This is a genomic window from Bradyrhizobium manausense, assembly GCF_018129685.1.
In the GTDB taxonomy this organism is placed as follows: Bacteria; Pseudomonadota; Alphaproteobacteria; order Rhizobiales; family Xanthobacteraceae; genus Bradyrhizobium; species Bradyrhizobium manausense_D.
In genome coordinates, this window is the sequence record NZ_JAFCLG010000002.1 from 383663 (window position 1) to 409638 (window position 25976).

The window sequence follows — 25976 nt, forward strand, 5'->3', positions numbered from 1 at the left end:
GTTCTTGTGTTCCAAACGAGTATCCTACGCTCATTCGTGCGTGCTTTGAGACGTCGATGACCATGGATACCAGCGACGACCCGATACATTCGGGACGGCTGCTTGCCGCCCGCATTTCCGCGCGTCTGGAGACGATCGCCAAGGGCTGTATCGCGCGGCCCAGATTTACGTTTTCAGGCCAACCGGAGCTCCGGACACTGATCCTGCGCGCAACGCAGGGTTATGGAAAATCAGTCGTTCTGGCGCAGAACTGGTTGGCCTTCAGGGCGGCTGGAAACAACGCGGCCTGGGTGTCTTTGCGCGACGGATGCGGAACGGAAGGCGCGCTGGCAGAGGCCATCTGCAGCCAACTGCTCGACGCAGCGCCCCGCGAAAACCGGGCGGTCCCGGCGGATCTGGCCGAGTTGGTGTCCACGCTATGGGAAGAATTCGGCGCTGAGCGGCCGGCCAAGGTAATCTGCATCGACGACATCGAACACGCACCCGCTCTGCTGCACGCACTGGAAACCTTCGCGCTGGAAAGTCCGCCGAATGTCCGATTCGCTATCGCCGGGGATACCCGGCGCGGTTTTGCCCGGCTTGGGCTCGAAAGCGGAGTGCGGGAGGTCTATGCCCGCGATCTGGCCTTTACCTTGGATGATGCCGAAGCGTTCTTGAAGGTGCACCCGGTCCCCAACGTAACGGCGCAGCAGATGATCGCGGAGACGCAGGGCTGGCCCGCGCTCTGCCACATCATGTGCCGGACCGAATTGCCGGTCCGGCCCGCGGCAAACTGGCCTGAAACGGTAACCTTCCTCCACGAGGAGATCGAGAGGCGCCTGTCGCGCCAGCAGCTTGAGTTCGTTGAAAACGCAGCGATGATCGACCCGATTTCGGCGGAAAGCTACAATTACGCCTACAAGTCCACCAACGCCGCCGCGCTGATCGAGGAGATCGACCTCGATCATTTGCTGTTTCGCCCCGCCGAAAGCGGCCCGACGCTATTCTCGTTGCACCCGGTTCTACGCGACTACCTTCAGCATCGGTTTTTGGCGCGCAGTGCCGAGCGAAAATCCTATGTCCTGAAACGCGCGGCCTTCTGGCACTGGCGGAGGCGCGAGTTCCAGAGGGCGGTAAACCTTGCGCTGCGGGCGGGCGACCACCGCTGGGCGCTGGGACTGAGCGAGGACATCATGCTCGATCTCGCCCTGCGCCAAGGCGAGATCGAGGCGTTGCGCGAATGGCTTGGCCGGTTCCCAACCCGCGAGTTGCGCAAGCATCCGATCATCTGCCTCAGCTACGCCTGGACCATGTATTTCAGCCAGCAGGCCGACAAGGCCGAAAGGCTGCTGGGCTATCTGCCCGCCCCGCGCACGCCGTCCGGCGCGCATCCTGACCGCGGCTGGCTGCAACTGGTCCGCGCGATCGGTGCTGCGACCCATGACGAATTGCAATTGAGCGAGCGGCTGTGCAACGACTGGATCCGTAACTTCGGCGACGATAATTCCGTCGGTAAGGGTGCGGCGCTCACCTGTCTGGCCTTCATGCTGGCCAGTGAATACCGGTTTGACGAACTGAAGCAGATCCTGGTCATGGCCCATTCGGTCAACAGCGCCGCTCGCCAGCGCTATGCTTTTGGCTGGCTTTATGCCGCCGAGATCCAGGCAGCACTCGCCCGGGGCGACATGCGCGCCACGCTGCAGCTTATCGATACCGCCCGCAATGACAGCGACGTTCAGGTGACGCGCACATCCTTCTCGTCAAAGATGCTGATCGCCCTGGAACTTGAGGTGCTGTTCGAACAAAGGCGGCTTGATATCGCCGAGCACTCCGTCGCCGGGTTGCTTGACTTTGTCGCCAACTACGGCGTTACCGACGTGTTCTACGGGGTCAGCCGCGTCATCGCGACCTGGCATCGGGCCAATGGCAATCTCAAGGGCGCTGCGGCATTACTGGAACGGGTACGCGCCCTTGCGGCGGAAAGGGCATTGCCGCGACTGGGAGTGTTGATCGAGTTGGAACTTGCCGAACTGGCCCTGTTCAGCGGTGCGCGGGACATCGAGCACCTGCTGCCGAGGGACTCTGGTGAGGTCCTGTCCGGGCCCCATGCAAGACCCATGCGTGCTCAAATATCGCTGTTGCGCGCGATGGAAGCCATCCCCAAGGGGCAGCACAGCCTCGCCCGCCGCAATGCCGAGGCGGCTGCCAAGATCGCCCGGTCGATCGGCGCTGGTCGATTGGAAGTGCGCGCGCTGATGTGCGAAGCCGCGGCCCATGCCGCCGCCGGAGCGCTGACACCCGCACGACGAAAGGCGGTCAATGCCTTCGAACTCATCAAGCAGTTGGGAAGCTATCGGACTGGGCTAGACACGCGGGATCTGTTGCTGGCCCTGACCCCGGCATCCGCCGATGCCTTTGTCACGTTCGATTTCGACGGGATCGCCAGGCCAAGGCCAAGGACTGAGCAGCCCTCGCTCCCCCCCGAGCTTACCACGCTGTCCGTCCGGCAGATCAGCGTCCTGCGACTTGCCCGCGATGGACTCTCGAACAAGCGGATCGCCGACCAGCTCCTGGTCAGCGAAGACACGGTGAAATGGCACATGCGCAAGATTTTCGCCGACCTGAAAGCGCGCAACCGCGTGCAGGCCATCAGCGAGGCCGAGCGTCGCAATCTGATCTGATGGGGTATTTCGGGACTTTGGCCGGAACAGAAACGGATGCGCTAATGGAGGAGAGCTGCTGAGCGCGGAAACTGTGGTGCCCTATCAGCGGCCACCACTTTCAAAGGCATTTCTTGCCGCCGGGGCGCGGCGACCCGGCTGAAGCCGGAGCCGTTCTTCGAACAGAACCGAATCCAGCTCGAGACCGGCGCCAAGGTTGTCGAGATCGACCGCGCCCGCAGCAGAGTCGTCACCAGGGAGGCAGGGCGTATCCCTATGAGGCGCTGATCCTGGCAACCGGATCCAGCGCACTGCGCGGGGGCCGGCCTGAACGGCGTCTGCTATCTGCGCAGCCTTTCCGATGCGCGGGGCCTGAAGGAAGCGCTCGCCGGCTGCACCTCATGTCGGTTCCGTTCTCGAGAAGATGCGTTGCGAAGCTGTGGCGTAGCGTGTGCAGCGTGACGCGCTTGGTCAGGCCCGCAGCCTTCACCGCCGAGCGGCAGGCGGCGTGCAACACGGTCGGATCGATCGGGTGATCTTCGTCACGCCCAGGGAACAGATAAAGCCGCGGCCGGGCGAGCCGCCAGTAGGTGCGCAGGATGCCAAGCAGTTGGGGCGACAGCATCACGTTGCGATCCTTCGCGCCTTTGCCGTGGCGCACCTGGATGACACCGCGGGCGCTGTCGATGTCCTCGACCCGCAATCCCGCGACCTCGGAGGCCCTGAGCCCGGCCGCATAGGCGGTGGTGAGCGCGGCGCGGCTCTTCAGGCTCGACACGGCCTCGAGGAACTGCACCACTTCGTCGGCGCTCAGCACGACCGGTAGCTTGCGGGGTTCTCGCGCATAGGGAATGCGCTCGGGGATGAGCGCCTCGCCGAGCGTAACGCCGTAGAAAAACCGTAGCGCACAGACGATCTGGTTCAGCGCCGGCCATGAGATGCCGGTCGAGACCAGATGCACCTGGAAGGCGCGGACGTCTTCCAGCTCTAACCGGTCAGGCGATCGGCCGAAATAGCGGCTGAACTTCGAAACCGCACTGATGTAGGATCGCTGTGTCGCCGGCGATAAATTGCGGACCGTCATGTCCTCGATCATGCGACGGCGCAAAGGGCTCATCGTGGCCATCTGGGAAACCTCCTGTCTGGGGGGTGGGCTGCAACACCCACATCCTCTCAGGCAGGAGGCCCTTCACGCGACCTCGTCGTTCACGCCGCGTTAGCGGCTTCGTTCAATCCCAAACTCGAATTTGCAAGAAAATCGATGCCGAAGCCCCAATTTCCGGCAAATCCAATTGCCGAAAATCGCCGGATTTCCCTTACCGCTCAGGCAGCTTTCAGAATATTTCACGGTCGACTAGCTAGGCGTTCGCATCGGATGCCTCGGGATCGCCGTGGGTCAGGAAGTCCCACATCCGCTCGGCTATGGCGCCCTCCCAGACAGCGCGCGCCCGTGCCGATTCCTCGGAGAAGACCGGCGCGCTTGCTTCGAGGCCGCTCGCCAGCACGGCCAGCTCTATCCGGGCTGCCTCCTCCAAGTTCCACGCCAGGGTGAGCGCGCGCGCCGGCGTCTCGGCGGCCACCACGGCGCCGTTCACGTTCACGATCACAGCAGGCGCCTTTCCCATAAGCCCGATCACCCCTTCCGCAAGGTTGTCGGAACGCACGAGCCGCGGATCGCCCCAGAACGGCACCTGGGGGTGGAAATAGGATCCGAAGCCGTTCCGCGCCCGCACCGTCCGGCCCATAGCGGCCAGCGCGAGCACGCTGGGCGAAAGAAACCGGCAGACGGCCTGCATCTCGGAACGCCGGCGATATATCTGCTGGTGCAGCCGGACCTCGCTTAGGACTCCCTGCGGCAGCGGCCCGGAGACCGGCACGACCGTACCGGGTTCCCCCGACCGGACCAAGCCCATGGGCCGCGCCGCGCAGACCAGGAAGCGGTCCCCGTCCAACCGCATGGAGCAGTGGCCATAGGCGCCGCTCAGCCCAGCGCGCGCCAGAGCGCGAGCCATGACGCGGACTGTTCTCTGCGTATCCTCTAAGGCGTCCATAGGGCCTCCGCGTTTCCGACACCGGCTTCAGTTCTCGAGGCCGGGCAGCCGCGAGCGCCCGCCCCACATGCACAGGCTGAACGGCTCGAAGCCGAACTGGCGCTCGCGATAGGTTTCCTCGTCGATATGCTTCACGCCGACCGAATATTCGAACACCATGCCGTTGGGGCCTTTGAAATAGAGGAATCGGGCCGATGAGGTCGGGTGCCGCCCGGGACCGAAGACGATCGGCACGTTGTGTTGCAGCAGCAGGCTGTGGGAGCGCATGATATCGTCGGTGCTCTCCACCTGGTGGTTGATGTGCTGAATGCCGGAGCGCGGTGCGGGAATGAGCGCCATCGTGTGATGGATCTCGTTGACGCGCAGGAGCGGCACGTCTCCGATCCGGTCGCTGACGCGCGCGTTGCAGACTTGTGTCCAGAAATGCTCGTCGCGCACCGCGTCCTTACTGAAGATGCCGACGTGGCTGAACCCGGTGATGCCCGCGTCGCGCGAGGGAAAGTGCCTGCGGCCGGCCACTTCGGGACGGACGGCCAGCTCGACCGCGGTGCCGTTCGGATCCTCGAAGACGATGAAGTCGGCGACGTGCCGCGACTCACATTCGGAACGCGTGCCGCGCCAGACCGCATGGCCAAGCCCTTCCAGCGTGGCGCCGGCTGCATCGAGCGCGGCGCTGTCGCGGACCTCAAAGCCGATGACATGGTCGGCCGGGTCGCCGTCATGGTAGTAGAGCGTGTGCGCCCGGTCGTCGGAGCGCAGGTACAGGTCGTTGCGACTCGCGCCCGTCACTTGCAGACCGAGGATCCTGGTGGCGAAGTCGCGGCAGAGTTCCAAGTCGTTCGTGCCGAGCCGCGTGTAGCAGACATCCAGAAGCTCAATCATCTCGGTGTCCTTTCCTGTTCGGGAACGACGTTGTGGTCCGGCCGCATGCCGGCCAGGGCTGCCGCGCACCGCCGCCATTGTTCGGGGAGGCTGCTCACATCGCGCCTCCCGACAGTTCGGGGATCAGCGACTGCGATCCCCAATTGCAGTAGGATTCAGGCGCGTCGCTAAACTGGCGCGGCCGGGTGCCGCGCTGCACCGTCTGCATGCCCAGTCCGTAGCGGAAGGCCACGAGTTCGGGACCCTCGAAGGTGACAAAGACTTCGCCGCTGCATGGCAGCTTGCCCGGGCCGTGCAGGATGCGCACCTGATGGTTGGTGAGGAAATAATAGTTCTGCATGATGTTGTTAAGGTCCTCGACCTCGAACGAGATCTGCAACAGCCCTCCCCTGCCGGAAGGGTGCAGCGAAAGCCGGTGATGGCGGTCGTCGAAGCCGAGATAGATGGAGCGACCGACGAAATCGCGGATCTCGGCGCCGAAAATCTCCGTCCAGATCGCGCAGTCGCGGTCGATGTCGGTGCTGCGCAGGGCGGTGTCGGACAGTCCGAGGATTCCTGCGTCGCGGCTCGGGAAATAGCGCGGTGCCTTGTCCTGGTGGCGGATCACGATCTCGAAGCGGTTGCCGCTGAAGTCGGCAAAAGCGATGCCGGCTTTGAAACGGCGGTGCATGCCGAGCTCAGCCGGCACCTCCTCCACGGTCAGACCCATCGCCGCCAGCCTCTGAGCTGCCTCGGCGAGCTGCCGCTCGCTGCGCACCTCGAGCCCGACGACGGGGTCCGACGTCCGGCCGGACGCGTCGTATTCCAGTGCATAGGCCTTGTCGTCGGAGCGGAACCGCGCAAAGTCTTCGCCCTTCTCGGTGAGTTCGAGGCCGATCATCCCGGTCGCGAAGTCCGAGGCCTTGGCCAGCGCGGCGGTCGGCAGGCGCACATATCTTAGTTGCTCAAGCATTCGCTCGTCCTGTTCAGTCTCGGCCCGCAAGAGTGACGGGCACGTCACTCGCCGGCCGGCCTTCAGGCCGGCTCTGCGAGAAGGAAGTCGAGGACCAGCCGGTTGAAGCGGTCCTTCTTCTCGATCTGGGTCCAGTGGCCGCACTGCCCGAACACGTGCAGCTCCGACCTCTCGATAAGGTCGTGCATGTGCAGACTATTGCTCAGCGGGATCACTTGGTCGTCGCGGCCGTGCACGATCAGGGCCCGGTGCGGTAACGCCCGCACGGCCTCGTCCGGCGTGGCGAGCCGCTCCACGTGGCGCTGGCGCGGCGCCGGGAACATCCGGGAATAGGATTCGTGGTAGCCGGGCCGGATGCTCGCCCTGTAGCGCGCCTCGATGAGATCCTCGTTGATCAGCGCCTGATTGTAGGCGAACCGGTCCATGATCCGGCGCATGTTGTCAACCGACGGCTCGTAGCCCCATACCACGTCGAGGGCGTCGGTCAGCTCGAAGCGGACGCCGGCGGCGCCCATCAGCACGAGGCGGTCGACCCGCTCGGGATAGCGCGCGGCGATCGCCAGCGTCAGTGCGCCGCCGAAGGAGTTGCCGACGAAATGGGCCTTCTCGATGCTGAGCGCGTCCATGAAGCCGACGATGTGGCCGACCCAGAAATCGAGAGTGTAGTCCGCATCGGCCCCGCGCTCGGTATAGCCGAAGCCCGCAGCATCAGGGGCGATCGCGCGGAACTTCCCCGCCAGCACCGGCAGCGTGAAGCGCCAGTTGGCATAGCTGGTCACGCCCGGTCCGGAGCCGTGCAGCAGGATGGCCGGGAAGCCTTCGCCTTCCTCGAGATAGTTTGTCTGAAGTCCCGCGGCGACCACGGACTTGCCGATTTCCGGATCCTGGAAAGCGTTCATTTCCTGCAACCTTCCATTGTGGTGATGCTTAGGCGACCTGCGCCGTGCTGAGATAGGCGCGGATGACGCCCTCGTCCCTGAGCACCGTCTTGGGCGCGCCGCCGCCGATCGAGCGGCTGTAATCGAGCACGTGCACGCGGTTGGCGATGGCGTCGACCATCTGCATGTCGTGTTCGATCCAGATCATCGGGATTCCGAGCCTGTCCTTGATGCCGACGATGAAGTGCGCGAGGTCCTCGCGCTCCTCCTGGGTCAGGCCCGCGGATGGCTCGTCCATGAGGAGGCATTTCGGCTCCGCGGCAAGCGCGCGCGAAGCCGACGGGCTTCTGGAGTCCGAAGGGCATGGCGCCGACCACGGTGTCGCGATGCCGCGCCAGGTCGACGAATTCCAGCGCCCGGTCCACCACCTCGAGGTGCTCCCGTTCCTCGCACCGCACCCGCGGCGAGCGCACCATCTGCGCGAGAGGGCCGATCGTCATCAGGCAATGGCGTGCGGCCAGGAGATTGTCGCGCACCGTGAGGCGGCCGGACAGCTCCGCGTGCTGGAAGGTGCGCGCGACGCCCCGTCGCGCGACCTCGTAGGGACGCAGCCCGACCAGTTCCTCGCGGTTGAACAGGATGCTGCCGCAGGCGTTGGGGCCGATCAGCGCCAGCAGCTCGCCCGCGGAGACGCCGAGCGAGACCTTGTTGAGCACCACCAGGCCGCCGAAACGCAGGGCATGCTCGCGCTCCTTCCTGCGACGGATGGCGCCTTCCAAATAGGTATCGCGGTTGCCGCCGCTGCCCAGGTAGAGCTCTGCACCCGGGGGTTGCTCTTCAGCGCTTCGGCGCTGCCCGACAGCAGTCCCGCGGCGCGCTTGCGCAGGCCAGCAATACGCGGGAAGTAGGTGAAGACGGCCTCCTCGATGCGCTGCAGTTCCACCCGCGGTGCCGACGAGACCACGACGGAGAGGTTCTCCTCGACGGTCAGGTTGGGAAAGACCTTGTCGCGCTCCGGCACCAACCCGATGCCGCGTCGGGTGGTGGCGGGCAGGCGCAGATGGCGCAGCTCCTCGCCGCCGTAGCGGATCGAGCCCGCGGTGATGCGGGCGCTGTCGCCACCCATGAATCCGGGGATGGCACGCAGCGTCGTGCTCTTGCCGACCCCATTGGCGCCGAGCAGCGGCACGACCGTTCCCTTCGGCACGTCGAGGTCGGTGCCGTCCAGGGGGAGGATCGAGCGCTGGTAGACGACCTTGAGACCTTCGACCTTCAAGCCCGGTCATCGCACGCCGCCTTTCTGCCCCCGTCGGTAGCGGCCTGGGTACTGACAGCAAGACGCGCTTCCAGATCCCTACCAGCCCATTCGGCTCGTAGACCAAGAAGAGGATCATGATGACGCCGAAGGCGGCGTAGTTGACGAATGAGGCGGCGCCGATGGCGGCCAGGCCCTCGAACAGCATCGAGTTCGCGCCGATGGCAATCAGCTTCGTATCCTTGAAGGTGGCGAGTTCCTCCTCGGATTCGGTGAGTTGCGCGGTGACATAGTGCCCATCCCAGCCGATCTTCCGCAGCGCGTTGTGCATGCCGACCTCAACCGACCATGGTGCCCAACTAAAGATGACATCCGCGCCGGCCTGCTGAAACTTCGTCGCGTAGGCCGTGTAGTCGACCGTTCCGGGCGGGGCGATCTCGGTGCTAACGGTCGCTATGCCGAAGCCCTTGGCGATGCGCTTGGCCTTCTCGACGCCGGCCCGCGAGATGGGGATACCCATGGCCGCGAAGCCGATCTTGATATCGGTACCGTACTGGTCGCGGATGAAGTCCATCATCGCGATGCTGTCATGGACCGAGGAGAACGCCGTCGAACAGAACAGCAGCGGCGTGGCAGGCGGCATGGTCTCCGTCGGGCAGACCGAACCCGCGAAGAAGGGCACCGGCACGCCGGCTCTCGTCGCTTCGGCGATGATGGGCGACACGCTGGCGCTAACAATCAGCACGGCACCATCCTGGTTGAGGAGGCGCCGCACGTTCGAGGCGGCGCGAGCAGGCTGGCCCTGGTCGTCGAGGATCACGAGCTGGACCTGGCGGCTGCTGATGCCGCCCTTGGCGTTGAGGCTGTCGACATACATCTTCATGCCCTTGGCGTGCCCCGCATAGGTGGGTGCCGGCGGCGGGACCGCTCATGGCGGCGCTCACGCCGATGACGTAGGGGTCCACGGCGAGCGCGATGGACGGGGCGACCGTCATAAACGAAAGTGCGGCAAGTGCGCCAGAATTCTGATTGGTCTCTCTCCCTCATTTTTGCTTGGTACATGTTGGACTGTGCTGACCTGCCGGCGCTCAACGCCGCGCGACGGTGTCGGAACGGCTCAGGAGGCGCCTCCCGCCGCAGGGAGGAGCCCGTCCTTCGGCAGGGTTCCGCCGAGCTCGAGGTGGCCGCGCACCATCTCTTTCCAGAGCGCCGTGATGTGGTCGAACTTCCGCCTGTCGTCGTCGAGGAAGGTGCGGGTGGCGAACCCGCGGAACAGGTTGAATGTCATGAAGACGATATCCTCGGCAATTTCCCGCGGCAGGTAGGCGGACAGGCGGTCGGCCCAGGCCTCCTCGACCGGAAGGCGGTTCTTCCTGGATATCTCCAGAACATCCTTGCGAATGTCGGGCTCGTTCGCCGCCGAAACGACGATGTCGATTACGGCGAGGAAGTGCTCGCCCAGGAAGAACTCCCGGGCGTCCTCGATCAGCGCGTCGAATAGGGCGTCGAATTCCGAGATGTCGCGCCCGCGCGCCAAGCTGGTCCGCACCAGCCGCTCGTAGAGATACTCATAGGCGGAGATGATCAGGTCGCGCTTCTTGGGGAAGTGATGGAGCATCGCGCCCCGCGACACGCCGGCGGCTATGGCGACGGCCTCGGTGCGGAACCCGGCATAGCCGCGCTCGCGCAGCACCTGCAGCGCCGCGTCCATGACCTTGCGGCGCGTGGCGTCGCTGCGTTCCGCCTGCGTCCGGCTGGTCGGCGCGCCAGCCTGCTCGATCCGGGAGGACCGGGCGCCGCGGCGGTCGTCGGTGAGAGTGTCGCTCATGAGTTGTACTCGACGTAGATCGTTCCGTCGGCGATGGTGACGGGGTAGGTCTTGAGGGCAATCTCGCAAGGCATCAGGCCAGGCTCACCGTTGGTAACGTCGAAGGTGCCGAAATGCCAGGAGCACTCGACGAACTTGCCGCAGAGCGTCCCGTCCTCGGACAACGAAGCCTCGCCATGCGTGCACCGATCCTGGGTAGCGTAGAAGGCACCGTCGACGTTGTAGACGGCGATCGTCTCTCCGTTGGGCAGCGTCGCCGCCCGGATTTCGCCGGCCGGGACCTCGTCGACGGAGAAGACCGCCACCCGTTCGATCATGTCCAACCTCACAGCATTGTGCTCCCGCCGTTGACGCTAATGACCTGCCCGGTGACGAAGCTACTCTCGGGCGAGGCGAGATAGGCGACCATGGAGGCCACCTCGGTCATCTCCGCCGCACGGCCGAGAGGAATGATGGAGGTGAACTGCGCCGCTAGGGCGGGATCGCGGGCAGCGATCTCCTCCATCTGAGGCGTGTTGGTCGCGCAGGGCGCCACCGTGTTGACCGTGATCCCGTCGCGGGCGAACTCGCGGGCCAGGCCCGTGCCCATTGCGTGGACGCCGCCCTTGGCGGCATTGTAGGCGGCATGGTCCCATAGACCCGAGCGGACGGAATCAGCCCCAACATTGACCACACGGCCGTATCGCTGCCGCTTCATCACCGGGAGTGCGTGCCAAGTGCACCAGATCGCCGTCCACAGGTTGCGGTCGATCGTCGCCCGCAGCGTCTCTGGCGTATGCTCGAGAAACGGCCGGATAATGCCGCCCCCGGCATTGTTGACCAGGATATCGAGCTTGTCGTAGGTATCGACCGCCAGCCGCACCGCAGCGGCGGCCACATCCTCATGCGACAGGTCGCCGACCACCACCGGCGGCAGGTTGCAACCGTGCCGGTCGGCGATGTCGCGCGCCGCCTGCTCGGCCTCGGTCCTGTCCAGATTGGCCAGCACGACCCTGGCGCCGTCGGCGACGAGGCGGTCGGCGATGACGAGGCCGATGCCGCGTCCGCCGCCTGTGACCAGCGCGATATGTCCTTCAAGTACCTTAGGCAAAACCGATCCACTCCCGTTGCCGCGCCTGCCAGAGCGGCAAGCCGATCTGTTGATGCTCGCTCCGGCTGCGCCGGATCAGAGGATGATGCTGAGGCGCCCCTGCTGGCGCAGCCCGTCTGTGTCCAGGAGGACGCGCTTGCAGCGGATGCGCAACTGCCCCTCCGCTTGCACGAGTTGGTACCGGAGCGTGCCGAAGAACAGGTGCGTCGCGCTGTCCTTCGTCCGGTAGGTGACGAAGGAGCAGCTGATGTCCAGCCTGCCGACGTCCCGGCCTCGCAGACTCACGTTGGCCACGATGTGGCGCGTCTTCGAATGCGGGAACTCTGCATGCGCCGCCCGCTTCATCAGCCTCTTCACGCGCTCGCCCAGCCGGAACCTATCGTCGGCGATGTAGAACAGGTTCTCGTCAGAGGACGCATCCGCAGGTAGATTTGTGGTCGGCACCTCGTAGGTCGCGTCCTCAGTGAAAAGTTGGAGCCATTCGGGCAGGCGCCAAGCGTCGAGGAGCTCGGCCTCGTAGTAGAGGAAGTCCTCCACCTCGGCGCGCGAGACGGCATTACTGGCCAAGCCGATCGTTTCCGCGTTCATCGCTCAAGCCCCCGCCTGCATGCCGGTCATGCGCGCATTCCACTGCTTCCAGAAGGCGCGCATTTGCTCCTCGTCGGTCATCGCCGGGGTAGCCTGGCTCATACCCTTCGAGATGTCGTTCCAGCGCACCTCGCGGCTGTTGAGATAGCCGCGTTGGCAATGCTCAAGTGCTTCGACGTCGTCAGGCGTGGCGAAGCCACCCGGTCCCAGGAACTCGAGGAAGTTGAACAGGCGGAACTTGCGCGCCCATCCTGACTCACCCCGTGGAGCAGCGGCCCAGGCGTTGACCTGCATCTCGCTTTCCGATTTGGGGAAGTAGGTCCGCACAGTCAGCGCCATGATGTCGTTGATGATGAGGTTGGGGAAAATGTGCAGGTTACGGTTCTTGTAGGCGATGCGCTCGGCCCGCTCCTTGCCGTGCCTCGCTTCGAGGCGCGCGAGAATCTCGCCGATCTCCTTCTTGCCGGTCTCACCCCACATCGGAATCCACTGCGCCACCGGCCGGCCCCATGGCGCAGCATACTCGATCACCGCGTGGCCATTGCCGAGATCGCGGCCGTAGCCGGTGAGCGCGACGCTGGTGAGGCCGCCATCGGTGCTCTTGAGGTAGTCCATGTAGGTCGCGTGCGTGCTGGCCGCGTGGTAGCCATCGATGCTGTTCTCGGTCAGAAGCTTCCAGTTGGCGTTGATCGCATATTCCTGCGCCCCGCGCACGATCTCCAGGCCGTCTTCCGCCTGGTCGCAGATCAGATCAAGATATTCCTTGGCGTTGCCGAGATAGGTGTCGAGCGAGACCGCATCATCATCGAAACAGATGAAGTAGAGGTCGCGATAGGACTCCATCCGCTTCACCACGCTGAGACTCGAGCTGGGATCGTCCTTGAAGCCCTCCGGATAGGCCTCCTCGCCGGGCTGGCTGCGCAGCTTGCCGTCAAGGCCGAACACCCAGCCGTGATAGAAGCACTGGAACGACTTGGCGTTGCCCGAGCGCTCACGGCACACCTGCGCGCCGCGATGGGGGCAGGTGTTGTACATCGCCCGCACCACACCCTCGCGGTCCTTGGCGAACAGGATGCTGCGGCCGCCGACCTCACGCATCATGAAGTCGCCCGGCTTGTTGAGCTCGGACCCGTGGCCGACATAGAGCCAGCAGTTGCCGAAGATCCGATCCCGCTCGGCTTGCAGCACCTCGGAATCGATGAAGTTGTTCCGCGCTACCTTGAACGTCTTCTTCTGATCGTCGATGAGGATCAGGGGCTCCTTCACACGGGCATTCATGATCTCTCCTCCCGGTACGGACGCGGCCTTACGCGGCCGCGGCTCTCCTCAGATCGAACCGCACGTCCTCCAAGTCCGCTCTCGGCAAGCTGAGGCGTGCTGCGACAAGCCTCCGCAGGGCGCCCATCTCGCGCGGGTCGTTGACGGTGACGCCGCCGACGGCCTCGCCGCCACGCAGGCTGATCACGCTGAACTTGCCGCTCTCGACCGAGCCGCGGACGACATGCTCCTCTGCAACAGCATCGCCGACGACCTGAAGGTTCACCTTGTACTGATCGGACCAGAACCACGCCGGCTCCTCGTAGCTGACGTTGAGCCCGATCATCGCCTTCGCCGCTGCCACGGCCTGGTTCTGGGCGTTGGCCCAGGTGTCAACGCGGATCCATCGGTCGTGCCAGGGGCTGTATTGCAGCGCCGCGTCGCCGGCCGCATGGACGCCGTCGAAGGCCGTCGCCGTTGCGGAATCTACCCTGAAGCTGTCGGCCGCCGGCAGGCCGAACGCCGACACGATCTCGGCAGAGGGCTCGACCCCGATCCCGACGACGATCAGGTCCGCCGGAAGGCGGGTGCCGTCCGAAAGAACGACCGTCCCGCCTTCCACACCGGTGGGCGTGACCCCATAGCGGAACGACACGCCTTCCGCCGTGTGCAGAGCCAGCAGAAAACGGCCCACGACGTCGGGAAGCGCCCGGCCGAGCAGCCGTTGGGCGGCTTCCACCACCGTCACCGTGCAGCCCGCCGCAACCGCGGCGGCGGCGACCTCCAGCCCGATGACACCGCCTCCGACGACGACAATCCTGACGCCCGGCACGAGACGGTCGTGGATGGCCCGCGAATCCCCGATGGTGCGCAGGTAGCCGACTGGAATGGCCGATCCTTCCAGCGCCGCACACCGCCGCGGCGACATCCCGGTTGCCAGAAGCAGCCGGTCGAACCCCGCAGTGCGACCATCGGCGACACCCACCTCGCGACGGTCCGGATCCACGGAGACCACGGCTGTGCCGCACCAGAGATCGATGCCCTGCGCAGCCCAGTGTTCAGCGGATTTGATGAACTGCACCGTCGCACCGGGCTTAGTAAGCAATTCATTGGACAATTGCGGTCGTTCATGGGGCAGATGCGGCTCGGCACCGATCAGCGTGATCGAGCCCTGATGGCCTGCGCTGCGCAGCGCGAGGGCTGCGCGAGCGCCCGCCTGACCGGCGCCGACGATCACGATCCGCACGCTTCCGCCTCCGGTCATCCGGTCACCGTAACGGCAAGGCGGGCGATCGCCGCCCCCAGCGGATGATTGTCAATAGTCATTAGTCATTGCTCCTCCCCCCGAAGCACTTTCCGGATGCGCCTTTTCGGCATCGTCGTCAGGCCCCAAGCCTCGGGCTAGATATAAACAGTCTATCTTGCTTGTAAATAGAAAAATAGGTGGGTAAGATTGGGATCGCTAAAATCGTGATCGGGAATGGACGGCACGCGGCAAGCATCCCGAGCCGGCCACGGGGGGTAAAGCAGGCCGTACGCAAACCGATAGAAATCATGGCTTGTTGGATGCGCGTCGTCCTATCTGTCGCGGAGGTGAGCAATCACGCTGGAACGCGAGGGAGAAACGATGATAGAGTGCTATTCGTGCCGACAGAGTTGCGAGATGGGTCTCGTTCCGCCGCGCACGCCCGGCAGGGCCGATGCCCAGGTGCCCCACAACCCGGCAAGCGGCAAGATCTTCTATGGGCGCATCAGCCATTTCTATTTCTACGAAAGGGGTGCAGCCGACGATCCGGCCTTCGGACTGATCGATATCGAGATCGCGGCGCAATATGCCGCCAGAAACTGTGTGTTGCTAGAAGCCTATTGTATCGGAGACGGGTATCAAAACTGCCGCGGCAGCGGCAAGCATGCGCCTCTCACCATCGAACTGCACGCGCGCAACGGGATCCTGGCCTCAACGCAATGGAAATATGACGATATCCTCTGCGGTCATGCCGATCCCCTCAGCCTGAGTGTTGAATTGAACATGTCCCAAAGCGACTTCGATTCGATCGAACGTGCGGTTCTGCCACCTGTCACAGGAAAGGCTCAGGTCTGCGCTTGAGATGTCATCCTTACGTCCCGAGGCGAAGAGCAACGCAGTAGAACCATTGATGATGATGCCAATGGTGGCAACGATCATTACGGTCTGGCCGGCGACGGGTTCCGGATGAGCAACGAGCTGAACTGCCTCCCAGGCTATTGCACCTACTGCCACCAGCAGAAATATTGCATTGAAGACTGCTGCCCGTGGCGATCCAGACCCTGACGCCGCTCGGAACAGGGATCATTGTCGGCTCAGAAAATCGAGAACCCGTCCCAACGCCTCAGCGTCGACATTCTCATCAACGATGACGCGCTTGCCGTCACCGAGTTCGATCTCGATCAGGCCGCGTCGCTTCCGGGCCGGCATCGCCCCTGGCTTCAATCGATCGGACGCTTTCGACCGAAGGCGCCCGCCTGCAGACTCGCCGAATCGATCCCGGACGCAACGCGAACCGTGGCCGCGCCGATCACGATCTCGATCATGCCTGAAGCAATTGATGCCGCTGGCGCAACCGGCGCCTCCTTCACCAAAAGGCGTTCTTCGACAACAACCGGCGCAAAAGCCGGGCCGCTCTCCTGCGTCTCGTAACGCCTGCCGCCGGGCGTCACCATTTGAGCGCCAGGATCCCCATATTCATGTCGATGTCGGTCTTGGCGGCGCCGACGTGCGCACCTGGTACGCATGCAGCACCTCAAGCTGTGCCCGCCCATGGGAGCGGGCACCCTGCCTCAGCTAAAGGCGAACGCTTCGTAGCGGGCGCTCCTGACGGTATCGAGTTGCTGCCGGTCGCCACCGATGCCGCGATCAGGTAGCGACATAACCGCCGTCAACTACAACTTCCGAGCCGCAGAAGAACGATGACTCGTCCGAAGCGAGGAAGAGTATCGCCTGCGAGACTTCGATGGGCTGGCTGGGGCGGTTCAACAAGGTCGGCCCAAGGATCGCCTTGCGTGTCTCCGGATCGGCGTGAAGAAGATCCTTGGTCATGGGGGTATCGATCACCCCCGGGTGAATCGAATTCACCCGGATGTTGAAGGGCGCAAGGTCCACTGCACAGGACTTGGTCAGAAGCCGGACGGCCCCCTTGGACGCGATGTAGGCGCCCGCCGACGGCGCAGCGATGATCCCGTAGATCGACGAGATGTTGATAATGGACCCGCTACCGGACTCTTTCATCAGCGGCACGCATTCACGGATACCAAGGAAAACACCCCGAACATTGATGTTGAAAATACGATCCCATTCCTCGTTCGTCGTCTCGTGCGCAGGCTTCAGGATCAGGATACCGGCATTGTTCACCAGAACATCCAGCCGACCGGTCTTTGCCTTGACCGACGCAACTGCTGAGTGCCAGTCGGCCTCGCTCGTCACGTCTAGCTTGATGAACTCGGCCGTGCCGCCCCTGCCGCCGATGTCGTCGACCACCTGGCGGCCCTTTTCTGCGTCGATGTCGCAAACGAACACATGTGCGCCCTCGGCGGCCAGAAGCTCGGAATGGGACTTCCCCATTCCCATTGCGCCACCGGTGACCAGTACCACTTTCCCATTGACTCTGCCCATGTAGTTCCTCCCTGGCTTTCTTAGTTCTCTTGACATGGATGGGACAGGGCCGGGCCAGTTGACCCGGCCCTGTCCAGACGTAGTTCGAGGTAGATCAGCGGTCGAACGACAGGGTCGAATAGCCGCTGTCCGCTACCGCCTTCAGTTCATTCCGGTAGCCCCCGATGCCGCCCATGTAGAACATCACGGTGTTCTTCTTGCCGGGGATGTTGGCGCCGAAGATCCACGACTGCACCTTCGGGAAGAGCGTCATGTTGGCGATCTCCTGGCAGGTCTTTGTCCAGCTCTCCTCGGCCTGCCGGGTCGGCTCTACTGTCAAGGCACGTGAACGTTCAGCATGGCCGATGAGGTCGCCGATCCACTCCACCTGCGTCTCGATGCTAGGGGGCAGGTTCGTGAATGGGCCGTTCGGTCCGAGGATCATGAACATATTGGGAAAGCCGTGCGTGGACAGCCCCAGGTAGCTGGTCGGTCCGTCGCCCCAGTGTTCGTTGATGTGCCGCCCGCCGCGTCCGCGCAGGTCCATGGAACGATAGTTGCCGTCGACCGCGTCGAAACCGGTCGCGAAGACGAGCACGTCTAGCTTGTGCTCGACGCTGTCGGCCGTGCGCACCCCGGCGGGCGTGATCGCCTCGATCGGATTCTCCTCGATCGAGACTAGCGTGACATTGTCGCGGTTGAAGGTTTCGTAGTAGCCCTCGTTGCACAGCGGGCGCTTGGCGTACAAGCCGGTCGGGGTGAGCTTGCGCGCGGTCTCCGGGTCCTTGACGATTTCCTTGATCTTCGAGCGGATGAACGCCGCCGCGGCCGCATTGGCCTCCGGGTTGGTGGCGATATCGCAGAACGTGCCGAACATGAACCGGAAGCCGTTGCCCTTGTCCCAGTTCTCCTGGAAGACTCGGCGCCGCTCCTCCTCGGAAACGCTCATCGCCTCGACGCCGCTTTCCTGGAAGCCAAAGGCGACCACCGAGTTGCGCACCTGCTGCCAGATCGCGTCGAAGTTCTTCTTGGTCTCGACGACCTCGGCCCGATCGACCGGGCCGTTGCCGGACGGCACGCAGTATTGTGGCGAGCGCTGGAAGACTGTCAGATGGCCGGCCTGCTTGGCGGCGGCGACGATGAACTGAGTTCCCGTGGAGCCAGTACCGATCACGCCGACCCGCTTGCCGGTGATGTCGAGGTCGCGCGGCCAGGCGTTGGTGTGCACGAGGATGCCGCCGAAGCTGTCTCGTCCGGGAATGTCGGGCATGTTGCTCTTCGCGAGGAGCCCGAGCGCCGTCACCAGGTAGCGGCTCGTGAAGGCTTCGCCCGTGCTCGTGCGCACCTGCCAGAGGTTACGCTGCTCGTTGAATACCGCGCTCGCGATTTCGGTATTCAGCTGGATGTCGCGGCGAAGATCGAACCGATCGACGACGTGGTTAAGGTACTGCTCGATCTCAGATTGCTCCAGGTAACGTGTGGTCCAGTCCCACTCCTGCAGCAGATCCTTGTCAAAGGAGTAGCGGTAGACGAAACCCTCGGTATCCGACTTCGCGCCGGGGTAGCGGTTGAAGTACCAGGTGCCGCCGATGCCGCCGCCCTTTTCGAACGCCCGGACCTTGAGCCCAAGCTCATTGCGCAGCTTGTGAAGCATGTAGATGCCGCCAAATCCGGCGCCGATCACGATAGCGTCGAAGTCAGCTTCCGTTCTGGATTTCCTGGCAAGATTGTTCATTGGCTCTCTCCGTTGTCCACGCGAGGAATGGTGCCGCTGTTCATGATGTTGTGGGGTTGGGTCGCGAACCGGCGTGCCGGTGCGCGTGACCAAATCAGAGGTTCTTGTACCAGGCGGCGATGCGGCCGAGTTCCTGATCTGCCTCGGGTGCGCGGCCGGCCAGCGCGGGAAAGACATGTTGCATGCCGGGGACCACTGACAGCACGGTCTTCACCCCTTGGGCTTTCGCCTTGGCATGAAGCGTTTCGGAATCGCTGAGCAGTGTCTCGTTCCCGCCGGCGTTGATGTAGAGCGGCGGAAAGCCCTTGAAGTCGTTTTCGAGAGGGTTCGCGAGCGGATCGTGCGGATCCGTCTTGCCGCCGAGGAACATGCCAGCCATTGCTTCGAGAATCGGCCGGCCGACCAGCGCGTCGGTAGCTGAATTGGTCTCGAGCGTGGGTCCGCGTAGGGCCATATCGAGCCACGGAGAGAAGGCGATCACGCTGCCGGGCAGTGGCAGGCGAAGATCGCGCATCTTGAGCACGCTCGCGATAGCGAGATTGCCGCCCGCGCTGTCGCCCGCGGTCGAGATCTTCTTTGCATCAAAGCCCTTCTCGAGCAGAGCCTTGTAGGCGGCGACGGCATCCTCGATCTGGGCGGGGAAGGGATGCTCGGGCGCTCGCCGATAGTGGAGCACAACAGCAGTGACATTGAGGGCCTTAGCCAGATGTCCCGCGAGTTTCCGGTGGCTGTCGGCCGAGCCGACTGCAAAGCCGCCGCCATGAGTGTAGACGATTGCGCGCGAGTTATCGGCGCCAACAGGAAGCGCCCAGATGGCCTCGACACCGCCGACGCGATCGCTCTTGTAGCAGACATTCTCTGGTTCCAGCGCCGGCTGACCCCATTCGTCAAACATACTACGCAGGTTCGCGATCGACAAATTCGGATCGGCAACCATGCGGTTGGTCCAATCCTGATAGAGTGCACGCAGAAAATCAGCTTGCTTGCTCGAAGCCATAGGTTTTCCTCCCCTTGAAAGACCTCGGCGTCGCCGCGTGCGCCGGAGATCTCTCTCGCGGAAGATGGCGCTACGGACGGGCCTGTTTTGGTCGTCTTGTCCAGGAAAGATAGCGCAGCGGGGTGAGCCGGTATTGGACCGGCTTGCCCCGCTTCATGGTAGAATCTTGCTGGCGCCTACCAAGGGCGCGCACAGAGAACCATCAGGCGCTGTTGCGGAAATTGTTTGGGGTAACACCCAAGTACTTGCGGAATACGCGGATAAGGTGGCTCTGATCGGTGAAGCCACATTCGGCGGCAATCAATTTCAGCGGGAGGCGGCTGCTCTTCAGCAAGCACTCGGCCCTCTTGATGCGCCGCGAAAGAACATAAGAGTGCGGGGCCACTCCGAGATCAGCCTTGAATTTGCGCGAGAAGTGGTAGCTGCTCAGTCTGGCAAGACCCGCCAGATCGTCGAGCGTGATGTTTTTCGTAAGATTCTGGTCGATGAACTCGGTCATCATTCGCCGTAGGCGAGGACTGAACGAGCCCAGCTTGGGTGGCCTAAACTCCACCTTGGCATAGTGGCGCAACAGATGGATGGCGAGCTGCGTCCGGATCGAGTCAATATAGAGTCTTTCGCCGAGCCCCTCGCCCTGGAGTTCACTCTCCAGCATTTTCAGGTAAAGAGGGATGATCGGGTCCTCCGCCCGGACCCGATCATCCATTCTCACCCGATCGAGATCCTTTTCGAAGACCTGGTTGGCGGTCTGTTCGATAATCTCGTGGCCGATGTAGATGTGCTTCACCCGGATCGGGCGATCCCATCGCCAAACCGACTGTTCGGCACGAGTCAGGAGCGAGATCACTCCCTTTTCTACGGCATCGCTGTGCCAAGGCCCGCCGCTGCTGCGTTGCATGATCGCTTTCGCGCCTTCATAGATAACGATCATGTAGTCGCGCATTAATGGAATCTTCGCTTCCTGGTCAGGATAGTGATACCCCTTGAGCGTTAGGCCGCTCCAGTCAAGATGAGAACTGTCCGCGATCTTCTCGCCGGGTATCCAGTTTGGGATCAGATCCGGCGGCACAAGCGCTGTCATTCTGTATCCTCCCATGCTCGGCGCGCGATCCTCTAACGGGTTCTCTCAGAGCAAATGGCAGATTCTAACATACTGTATTTGCGACTAATAGTTAAGCGCATCGCGCAGCGCCTGAATTGGGCAATGTCTGCGCCTGCCTTGCGTCTCAGGCCTCGACCAGAATGGCTTCGAGGTCATCACGGATTTCGCCCAAGCGTCCGAGCGGTGGTACAAACTTGGTGCAGTGCACCGAAACACAATCCGGCAGCAGCTCAATCGTTCGTGCCAGCCAAGCGACCGCTTCAGCCAAGACTGGTACATGGTGCAGCGCGCCCGCGACAGGACGTTGAAAACTATCGCCCCGATCGGCGATGATCCCGCCGTCAGCCTTCCGGCATCGCCAGCCGACCTGCCCGCAACAGACCGGCAGTCGCGGTGACCTGCCGCCAACTACACCACGCCAAGCGGACACGAATTGCTCAAAAATGTGCGCATCGAAGTCACTAAGAAGAATGATCAGGCGGTCTGTCTTAGCTGCGGTAGTTTGTTTTGTGCTCGCGATGGCAAATTCGCATTTGACGTGATCCCGCGGCGGCCTTAATGCCTTCGTGGGCGTCGGACATCACCAGCTTGATGCCGCGCAGGCCGCGGCGAACGAGCTTGCGCAGGAATGTGCAGAACGTCTCGGCCTCGCAGGGGCCGATATCAAGCCCGAGTATCTCGCGCCGTCCGTCGCTGTTGATGCCGACCAAAACGATCACGGCGACCGAAACAATTCGGCCGGCCTAGCGCACACGCTCTGAGATGTATCGTTGTTGAGACGTGCGAACTCTCCGCTCATGTCGTCAAGGTCGCGTGGAGAGATGCGGTAAGCCGCGGCAAGCGCCCGGCGGTGAATCTTAGAATCGGCTATCGTCTTTTGCGGATGGCAGCACCAGACCGATTACAGGCGTTCCTCGTAGCTCACCAGGGTAGATAGATGGTACCGGACCTAAGAAATCGATTGGTCGGCGATCACCGACGGCGAAGATGCCAGTTGCCAAAAAGCCGGAAAAGGCGACCGCTGCTGCGGTTAATGCCCAAGTTGCGAACAACGGCGAACATGGGGTCTAGCTAGCCGCGCCGTCCACCGGCTTGAGCGCGGAAAGAAAGGCGTGCGCGATGCCTCCTCGATCTTCGGGCCGCGCGACTTTCCCCTGCGGCCTAGCAACGTCATTCTCTGCGGCCGAGCCTCATCGGCGATGTCGCCTGGTCTGGCTTCAGTGCCGCCACCTCAAGCGGCGCGAATCTTCTCGAGGAAGCGGTTGACATCGGTACGCAACGTCTCGGACTGACGGCCGAGCTGCTCGGCGGAGGACAGCACCTGGCTCGCCACGGCGCCGGTCTCTTCGGCGGCGCGGTTGACCCCGGCGATATTGGCTGAGACCTGCTCTGTCCCCTTCGCCGCCTCCTGGGTATTGCGCGCGACCTCCTGCGTCGCGGCCCCCTGCTCCGCCACCGCGCTGGCGATCGCCGTCGAGATCTCTTTGATCAGCCCGATCGTTCCGCCGATCCCCTGGATCGCCGTCACCGCCTCGCCCGTCACCGACTGGATGGAATCGATCTGCGCCGCGATGTCCTCAGTCGCCTTCGCTGTCAACGTCGCCAGCGACTTCACCTCCGAGGCCACCACCGCAAAGCCCTTGCCGACATCGCCGGCGCGTGCCGCCTCGATCGTCGCGTTAAGCGCCAGCAGGTTGGTCTGGCTGGCGATGTCCCGGATCAGCTGCACCACCTCCCCGATCTTCTGCGCCGAGTCCGCCAGTGTGTTCACCGTGCCATTCGTCCGCTGCGCGTCCTCCACCGCCTGCCGGGCGATCTGCGACGCGTGCGACACCTGCCGGCTGATCTCGCTGATCGAACTCGACATCTCTTCCGAGGACGCCGCCACTGTCTGCACATTGGCCGAGGTTTCCTTCGAAGCCGCCGCCGCCCCCCTGGTCTGGCGCTGCGTCTCCTCCGCCGTCGCCGACATGCCGGTGGCGGTGGCGCGCAGCTCGGTCGAGGCCGAGGCTATGTTCTCGAGCGCCTGGCGCACCGAGCGATCGAACTCGACAATATAATCCTCGATAACCTTTTGCCGCTGCTCCTTGCTCTCCTGCTCCGCGCGCCGCTCCGCCGCCAGCCGGTCCGCGTCGATCATGCTGCGCTTGAACACCTCGACGGCCCTCGCCATCTCACCGATCTCGTCCTTGTTGTTCAGCGCCGGAACGTCGACGGATTTGTCGCCGCCCGCCAGCTTCTTCATAACCGCGGTCATGCCGGAGATCGGAATGACGATGCCACGGTCGATCACATAACCCAGAAAAATGACGATCAGCACACCGATTCCCACCAACAGGCTCAGTCGCGTCATGGTGTTAGAGACGGCCTCGTCCGTGTCCTGCGCCGTACGAACGAGATCAGCATCGAGCGTCTGCTGTGCCGCGGCTCCGAGCTCCTTGATTTTCAGGAATTGCGGCACAATTGTCTTCTCGTAAAGCTCGTCCCCCTGCAGGGCCGCTTCCGAGGCCACGGCGAAGCTTGCGCTATAAGCATCGAGCGCCGCTTTGACCGCCGGCAGTAAATCGTGAATGCCCGCCGCCGCCGTGTTCTTCTGCAGAGCGCCCAGCGCCGCCATCGCTTTCTCAACATTGGTCCTGACGCTGGCGGGGCCTTTCACGTCATGAGTGGCGAGAAAGCGCCAATTCGCAAGGCGGGCGAGAAGCACCGCCGTCTCCACCTCGTTCGCCTGACGATTGACGGCGATCTCGCCCTGACCGCGTACCGCATCGAGCAACTGCGCCACCGCAGCCGTCAGCTCGTCACCGCGGGAGAACTGCTTGGCTCGTGCCGCGGCAAAGTTGGTGCCGACCGCGACGAGCTTATCGAAATTCTGCTTGGCGGAAGTGATGGCGTCCGAGGTTTCGTCATAGAGGCGACGGCGCTCAGAAGAGACTGACGCTTGCTTCGCCGCGGCCAGCAACTCGATCGCCTTCGTCTGCTCGGCGTCGAACGCCTTGATGGTCGCTTCGTCCTGATCCGTCTGGAACTTGAGGGCGTTTCGCAGCATTTGCCCGGCGACGTTCTGTACCTCGAGATTGCGCGTGGCGTTGCTCGTAATGCCGGCGAACCACGCTATTTGGCGTTCGACGCCAATGAGCTGAAAGACCCCCACGGCGATCAGCCCGCCGGCGATCATCAGCAGTCCACCGAGGCCGGCATAGGCCCTCGACCGGATCCGAAAGTCGCTGAGACGCATCTGTTCGCTCCATCGTGCGCCGTTGGCGAGGCGGAAGGGTTATGCCGGACGAAATCACCCGGCGGCCTGGCCAGCTCGTCATTTTCCTTGCCTCGAATCGCTTGAAATGTACGAGATGCCTGTTAAGACTTAGCTAAACTAGCGCCAAAACGCCTTGGCCGGAAAGCGACGTCCGGATCACTCATGGCGCGTGCTGAGCACATTGCCGGCGCTAACTGTTCGACGTGTTCGAGGCGAAAAAGTCGCCGACCACCCGGAGGGTGATCGTGGAACATCGCTTACGGTCAAAGGGAATCAACCCTTCTTATTCAGCTTGGAAGTTTTCTGATTTTCGCAATGTTTTCGAAAGTCGTTTGGTATCCGACGCCAGCGGCTGAATGGCCGGCTTGAGACACTGCATATCTTCCTGGAATTCACTTGCCGAGCCCCTTACCGCGTCTCTTGGGATCCGGCAGATCCGAAAAATCGCAATATCTGATTTTGCATGGGCGGCCAGTCATTATGCGAGCCGCCTCCCTCACAGTAAACGGTCATCCCGTTGGGTGCGCAACCTTCGAATGCTAGGCAGCCACTGGCTTGCGGTGCGGGCGGTTTTGCGATGTCGCAGGCATTGCAGCGCGCCCACCACAGGGCGGCTTCCTTTCCCCAGCCCGGAAAATGTGTGTCCTGCTTGCCGTGCATGACCATCACCGGAATGGGCTTCGGGCATCGAAAGGCTTCGAGGTCTTTCCGAGAGAAGCCCGCGGCGCTCGGAGCAATTGCCGACACGGTGCCTGTAGTCTCTTCCAGAACGGCGAGCGCAATCGACACCGTTCCGCCATCGGAGTGGCCGGTCGCATACACTCGATTTGGATCGACGCACCAAACGGCGGCAACTTCTTTAGGTAGCTGCGCAAGCTTTTCTATCGTCTTCACCGATAGAGGACGGCTACCGACATAAACCACGACGAAGCCGCTGCGGGTTGCCTCGGTGGTGAGGCGGGTGAGGGATTCGCTCTGTTTCGCATCATAGCCCGCCGGCGCATAGACGACGAGCAGCGGATGCGCATAGGTCGGATCGAGGTTTGCAGGCGCCCTCACGTTATAATGAAAGCCATCGCGCGATGTAAGGCCGTCGGTGGCACCTGGTCCGGCCGGCTTGCTGCCGGGGGAACAGGAGCCGCGGCGCACAGCGTGCGCATAGTCGAAGCTGACGACCGAAGTCCCCTCCGGCGGCTCCGATGATCCGGAGCATCCAGAACACGATGCCACCACAAGCGCAATTACAACGCGCATCCTCAGCTTCGCCTCGCCGGTCGCGCTAGCTCTCCTAGCGAGGTTGGCGGCAAGGCCCGTTCCCCCTCCTGGCCAAACAATCACCGGCCTTATCCCAGCTAGTTTGGTGGTATGCTGAGGCGGGCGTCCAATTTCTTTCTGACACGTGCCGAATAACGATATAAGGCAAATCCTACCAATGGAACTACGATGAAAAGCAGGTATTTCTCGTAGAACGACTTTCCAGAAGCCACACTGAAGGGAAACCGTGAGACGTATTCGCCCTTTGCGCCCGCGGTAACCAGTCCGATAAATTTTCCAGCCTTATCGAACGTATATTCCAAGGCAATGCTGCCAGAGGGGTAAACTTTGGGCTGCAGGTGCACAACGGTGATGGTCTCCAAATTGCTGTTGTCTCCCGTATCCCGCACGATTCGCACCTCGATCGGGATGTCGCGCAGAGCATCATCAACCGCGTCCAGCACCACCACCGTTTTGCCGGTCTCCGGAATGTCTTCGCAGAACTCCCTGCTGCCGGTTGCTTGCGGCTGGTACCCGGTAAAGTGCATGATGTATGCTCCCAATCGGAGCCTACACACGTC

The 25976-nt window shown here is 63.0% G+C and carries 23 protein-coding genes and 3 pseudogenes; 2 read left to right on the forward strand and 24 right to left on the reverse strand.

Annotated features, from left to right (window positions below):
• Positions 1–56: 56 nt before the first annotated feature.
• A complete protein-coding gene (locus tag JQ621_RS09480; protein WP_212234163.1) occupies positions 57–2660 on the forward strand; it encodes a LuxR C-terminal-related transcriptional regulator in 2604 nt (867 codons plus the stop codon).
• A 253-nt stretch (positions 2661–2913) separates the two neighbouring features.
• Here the strand turns inward: JQ621_RS09480 and JQ621_RS09485 are convergent, their stop codons facing one another.
• From JQ621_RS09485 to JQ621_RS09550, 14 genes and pseudogenes are all read right to left on the reverse strand, one after another.
• Positions 2914–3765 carry a site-specific integrase gene (locus JQ621_RS09485; RefSeq protein ID WP_249125001.1) on the reverse strand — a complete coding sequence of 284 codons (852 nt, stop codon included), beginning with the start codon at positions 3763–3765 and terminating at the stop codon, positions 2914–2916.
• A gap of 232 nt (positions 3766–3997) precedes the next feature.
• Entirely contained in the window at positions 3998–4651 is a 654-nt protein-coding gene (locus JQ621_RS09490; protein WP_249125003.1) for a class II aldolase/adducin family protein, read from the reverse strand.
• 66 nt (positions 4652–4717) lie between these two features.
• Positions 4718–5572, reverse strand: coding sequence for a VOC family protein (locus JQ621_RS09495; protein WP_212234165.1), 855 nt, complete (start codon positions 5570–5572; stop codon positions 4718–4720).
• A 94-nt stretch (positions 5573–5666) separates the two neighbouring features.
• Positions 5667–6524, reverse strand: a complete 858-nt coding sequence (locus JQ621_RS09500) for a VOC family protein (RefSeq protein ID WP_212234166.1) — start codon at positions 6522–6524, stop codon at positions 5667–5669.
• Positions 6525–6586: 62 nt separating this feature from the next.
• On the reverse strand, positions 6587–7423 hold the full coding sequence (locus tag JQ621_RS09505; protein WP_212234167.1) for an alpha/beta fold hydrolase: 837 nt from the start codon (positions 7421–7423) through the stop codon (positions 6587–6589).
• A 28-nt stretch (positions 7424–7451) separates the two neighbouring features.
• On the reverse strand, positions 7452–7700 hold the full coding sequence (locus JQ621_RS09510) for an ATP-binding cassette domain-containing protein (RefSeq protein WP_212234168.1): 249 nt from the start codon (positions 7698–7700) through the stop codon (positions 7452–7454).
• A 366-nt stretch (positions 7701–8066) separates the two neighbouring features.
• Positions 8067–8678: an ATP-binding cassette domain-containing protein gene (locus tag JQ621_RS09515; protein ID WP_212234169.1), complete on the reverse strand. Its 612-nt coding sequence runs from the start codon at positions 8676–8678 to the stop codon at positions 8067–8069.
• Positions 8679–8985: 307 nt separating this feature from the next.
• Positions 8986–9540 (reverse strand): annotated as a pseudogene (locus JQ621_RS35990) (ABC transporter substrate-binding protein); the annotation flags it as partial.
• Between the two features lie 234 nt (positions 9541–9774).
• Complete coding sequence (locus JQ621_RS09525) at positions 9775–10485, reverse strand: TetR/AcrR family transcriptional regulator (protein WP_212234170.1); 711 nt, start codon at positions 10483–10485, stop codon at positions 9775–9777.
• Positions 10482–10802, reverse strand: coding sequence for a non-heme iron oxygenase ferredoxin subunit (locus JQ621_RS09530; RefSeq protein WP_212234171.1), 321 nt, complete (start codon positions 10800–10802; stop codon positions 10482–10484). The genes JQ621_RS09525 and JQ621_RS09530 overlap by 4 nt, the downstream gene beginning before the upstream one ends.
• An 8-nt stretch (positions 10803–10810) precedes the next feature.
• Positions 10811–11575 (reverse strand): SDR family NAD(P)-dependent oxidoreductase, encoded by a 765-nt coding sequence (locus JQ621_RS09535; protein ID WP_212234172.1) that lies wholly within the window; start codon positions 11573–11575, stop codon positions 10811–10813.
• 75 nt (positions 11576–11650) lie between these two features.
• Positions 11651–12163 carry an aromatic-ring-hydroxylating dioxygenase subunit beta gene (locus JQ621_RS09540; RefSeq protein ID WP_212234173.1) on the reverse strand — a complete coding sequence of 171 codons (513 nt, stop codon included), beginning with the start codon at positions 12161–12163 and terminating at the stop codon, positions 11651–11653.
• A 3-nt stretch (positions 12164–12166) separates the two neighbouring features.
• Positions 12167–13441 carry an aromatic ring-hydroxylating oxygenase subunit alpha gene (locus JQ621_RS09545; RefSeq protein WP_212234174.1) on the reverse strand — a complete coding sequence of 425 codons (1275 nt, stop codon included), beginning with the start codon at positions 13439–13441 and terminating at the stop codon, positions 12167–12169.
• Between the two features lie 28 nt (positions 13442–13469).
• On the reverse strand, positions 13470–14666 hold the full coding sequence (locus JQ621_RS09550) for an NAD(P)/FAD-dependent oxidoreductase (RefSeq protein ID WP_212234175.1): 1197 nt from the start codon (positions 14664–14666) through the stop codon (positions 13470–13472).
• A 417-nt stretch (positions 14667–15083) separates the two neighbouring features.
• Here JQ621_RS09550 and JQ621_RS09555 point away from each other — a divergent pair, with 417 nt between their 5' ends.
• The gene (locus tag JQ621_RS09555) at positions 15084–15527 is read left to right on the forward strand and encodes a hypothetical protein (RefSeq protein ID WP_212234176.1); all 444 of its coding nucleotides are present in this window, start codon (positions 15084–15086) and stop codon (positions 15525–15527) included.
• On the opposite strand, the pseudogene JQ621_RS35385 reads toward JQ621_RS09555, so the two are convergent.
• The 10 genes and pseudogenes from JQ621_RS35385 to JQ621_RS09600 form a co-directional block, all read right to left on the reverse strand.
• Positions 15525–15710 (reverse strand): annotated as a pseudogene (locus JQ621_RS35385) (cation diffusion facilitator family transporter); the annotation flags it as partial. The gene JQ621_RS09555 and the pseudogene JQ621_RS35385 sit on opposite strands and share 3 nt — an antisense overlap.
• A 176-nt stretch (positions 15711–15886) precedes the next feature.
• The gene (locus tag JQ621_RS09560) at positions 15887–16117 is read right to left on the reverse strand and encodes a hypothetical protein (RefSeq protein ID WP_212234177.1); all 231 of its coding nucleotides are present in this window, start codon (positions 16115–16117) and stop codon (positions 15887–15889) included.
• A gap of 196 nt (positions 16118–16313) precedes the next feature.
• Positions 16314–17069: a glucose 1-dehydrogenase gene (locus JQ621_RS09565; protein WP_212234178.1), complete on the reverse strand. Its 756-nt coding sequence runs from the start codon at positions 17067–17069 to the stop codon at positions 16314–16316.
• 94 nt (positions 17070–17163) lie between these two features.
• A complete protein-coding gene (locus tag JQ621_RS09570) occupies positions 17164–18783 on the reverse strand; it encodes a flavin-containing monooxygenase (protein WP_212234179.1) in 1620 nt (539 codons plus the stop codon).
• Positions 18784–18877: 94 nt separating this feature from the next.
• The gene (locus JQ621_RS09575; protein WP_212234180.1) at positions 18878–19780 is read right to left on the reverse strand and encodes an alpha/beta hydrolase; all 903 of its coding nucleotides are present in this window, start codon (positions 19778–19780) and stop codon (positions 18878–18880) included.
• Between the two features lie 202 nt (positions 19781–19982).
• Complete coding sequence (locus JQ621_RS09580) at positions 19983–20861, reverse strand: AraC family transcriptional regulator (RefSeq protein WP_212234181.1); 879 nt, start codon at positions 20859–20861, stop codon at positions 19983–19985.
• 569 nt (positions 20862–21430) lie between these two features.
• Positions 21431–21622: pseudogene (locus tag JQ621_RS09585) on the reverse strand (transposase); the annotation flags it as partial.
• 491 nt (positions 21623–22113) lie between these two features.
• Positions 22114–24060, reverse strand: coding sequence for a methyl-accepting chemotaxis protein (locus JQ621_RS09590; RefSeq protein WP_212234182.1), 1947 nt, complete (start codon positions 24058–24060; stop codon positions 22114–22116).
• A gap of 489 nt (positions 24061–24549) precedes the next feature.
• Entirely contained in the window at positions 24550–25395 is an 846-nt protein-coding gene (locus JQ621_RS09595; RefSeq protein ID WP_212234183.1) for a CE1 family esterase, read from the reverse strand.
• A gap of 98 nt (positions 25396–25493) precedes the next feature.
• On the reverse strand, positions 25494–25943 hold the full coding sequence (locus tag JQ621_RS09600) for a hypothetical protein (RefSeq protein ID WP_249125012.1): 450 nt from the start codon (positions 25941–25943) through the stop codon (positions 25494–25496).
• Between the last annotated feature and the right edge of the window lie 33 nt (positions 25944–25976).

Coding starts and splice junctions, on each gene's coding strand:
- JQ621_RS09490 (WP_249125003.1), bottom strand. CDS start 4,651: ATGGCTCGCGCTCTGGCGCGCGCTGGGCTGAGCGGCGCCTATGGCCAC.
- JQ621_RS09500 (WP_212234166.1), bottom strand. CDS start 6,524: ATGCTTGAGCAACTAAGATATGTGCGCCTGCCGACCGCCGCGCTGGCC.
- JQ621_RS09595 (WP_212234183.1), bottom strand. CDS start 25,395: ATGCGCGTTGTAATTGCGCTTGTGGTGGCATCGTGTTCTGGATGCTCC.
- JQ621_RS09505 (WP_212234167.1), bottom strand. CDS start 7,423: ATGAACGCTTTCCAGGATCCGGAAATCGGCAAGTCCGTGGTCGCCGCG.
- JQ621_RS09495 (WP_212234165.1), bottom strand. CDS start 5,572: ATGATTGAGCTTCTGGATGTCTGCTACACGCGGCTCGGCACGAACGAC.
- JQ621_RS09580 (WP_212234181.1), bottom strand. CDS start 20,861: ATGACAGCGCTTGTGCCGCCGGATCTGATCCCAAACTGGATACCCGGC.
- JQ621_RS09530 (WP_212234171.1), bottom strand. CDS start 10,802: ATGATCGAACGGGTGGCGGTCTTCTCCGTCGACGAGGTCCCGGCCGGC.
- JQ621_RS09570 (WP_212234179.1), bottom strand. CDS start 18,783: ATGAACAATCTTGCCAGGAAATCCAGAACGGAAGCTGACTTCGACGCT.
- JQ621_RS09590 (WP_212234182.1), bottom strand. CDS start 24,060: ATGATCGCCGGCGGGCTGATCGCCGTGGGGGTCTTTCAGCTCATTGGC.
- JQ621_RS09600 (WP_249125012.1), bottom strand. CDS start 25,943: ATGCACTTTACCGGGTACCAGCCGCAAGCAACCGGCAGCAGGGAGTTC.
- JQ621_RS09510 (WP_212234168.1), bottom strand. CDS start 7,700: ATGGACGAGCCATCCGCGGGCCTGACCCAGGAGGAGCGCGAGGACCTC.
- JQ621_RS09540 (WP_212234173.1), bottom strand. CDS start 12,163: ATGAACGCGGAAACGATCGGCTTGGCCAGTAATGCCGTCTCGCGCGCC.
- JQ621_RS09480 (WP_212234163.1), top strand. CDS start 57: ATGACCATGGATACCAGCGACGACCCGATACATTCGGGACGGCTGCTT.
- JQ621_RS09545 (WP_212234174.1), bottom strand. CDS start 13,441: ATGAATGCCCGTGTGAAGGAGCCCCTGATCCTCATCGACGATCAGAAG.
- JQ621_RS09485 (WP_249125001.1), bottom strand. CDS start 3,765: ATGGCCACGATGAGCCCTTTGCGCCGTCGCATGATCGAGGACATGACG.
- JQ621_RS09525 (WP_212234170.1), bottom strand. CDS start 10,485: ATGAGCGACACTCTCACCGACGACCGCCGCGGCGCCCGGTCCTCCCGG.
- JQ621_RS09575 (WP_212234180.1), bottom strand. CDS start 19,780: ATGGCTTCGAGCAAGCAAGCTGATTTTCTGCGTGCACTCTATCAGGAT.
- JQ621_RS09555 (WP_212234176.1), top strand. CDS start 15,084: ATGGGTCTCGTTCCGCCGCGCACGCCCGGCAGGGCCGATGCCCAGGTG.
- JQ621_RS09565 (WP_212234178.1), bottom strand. CDS start 17,069: ATGGGCAGAGTCAATGGGAAAGTGGTACTGGTCACCGGTGGCGCAATG.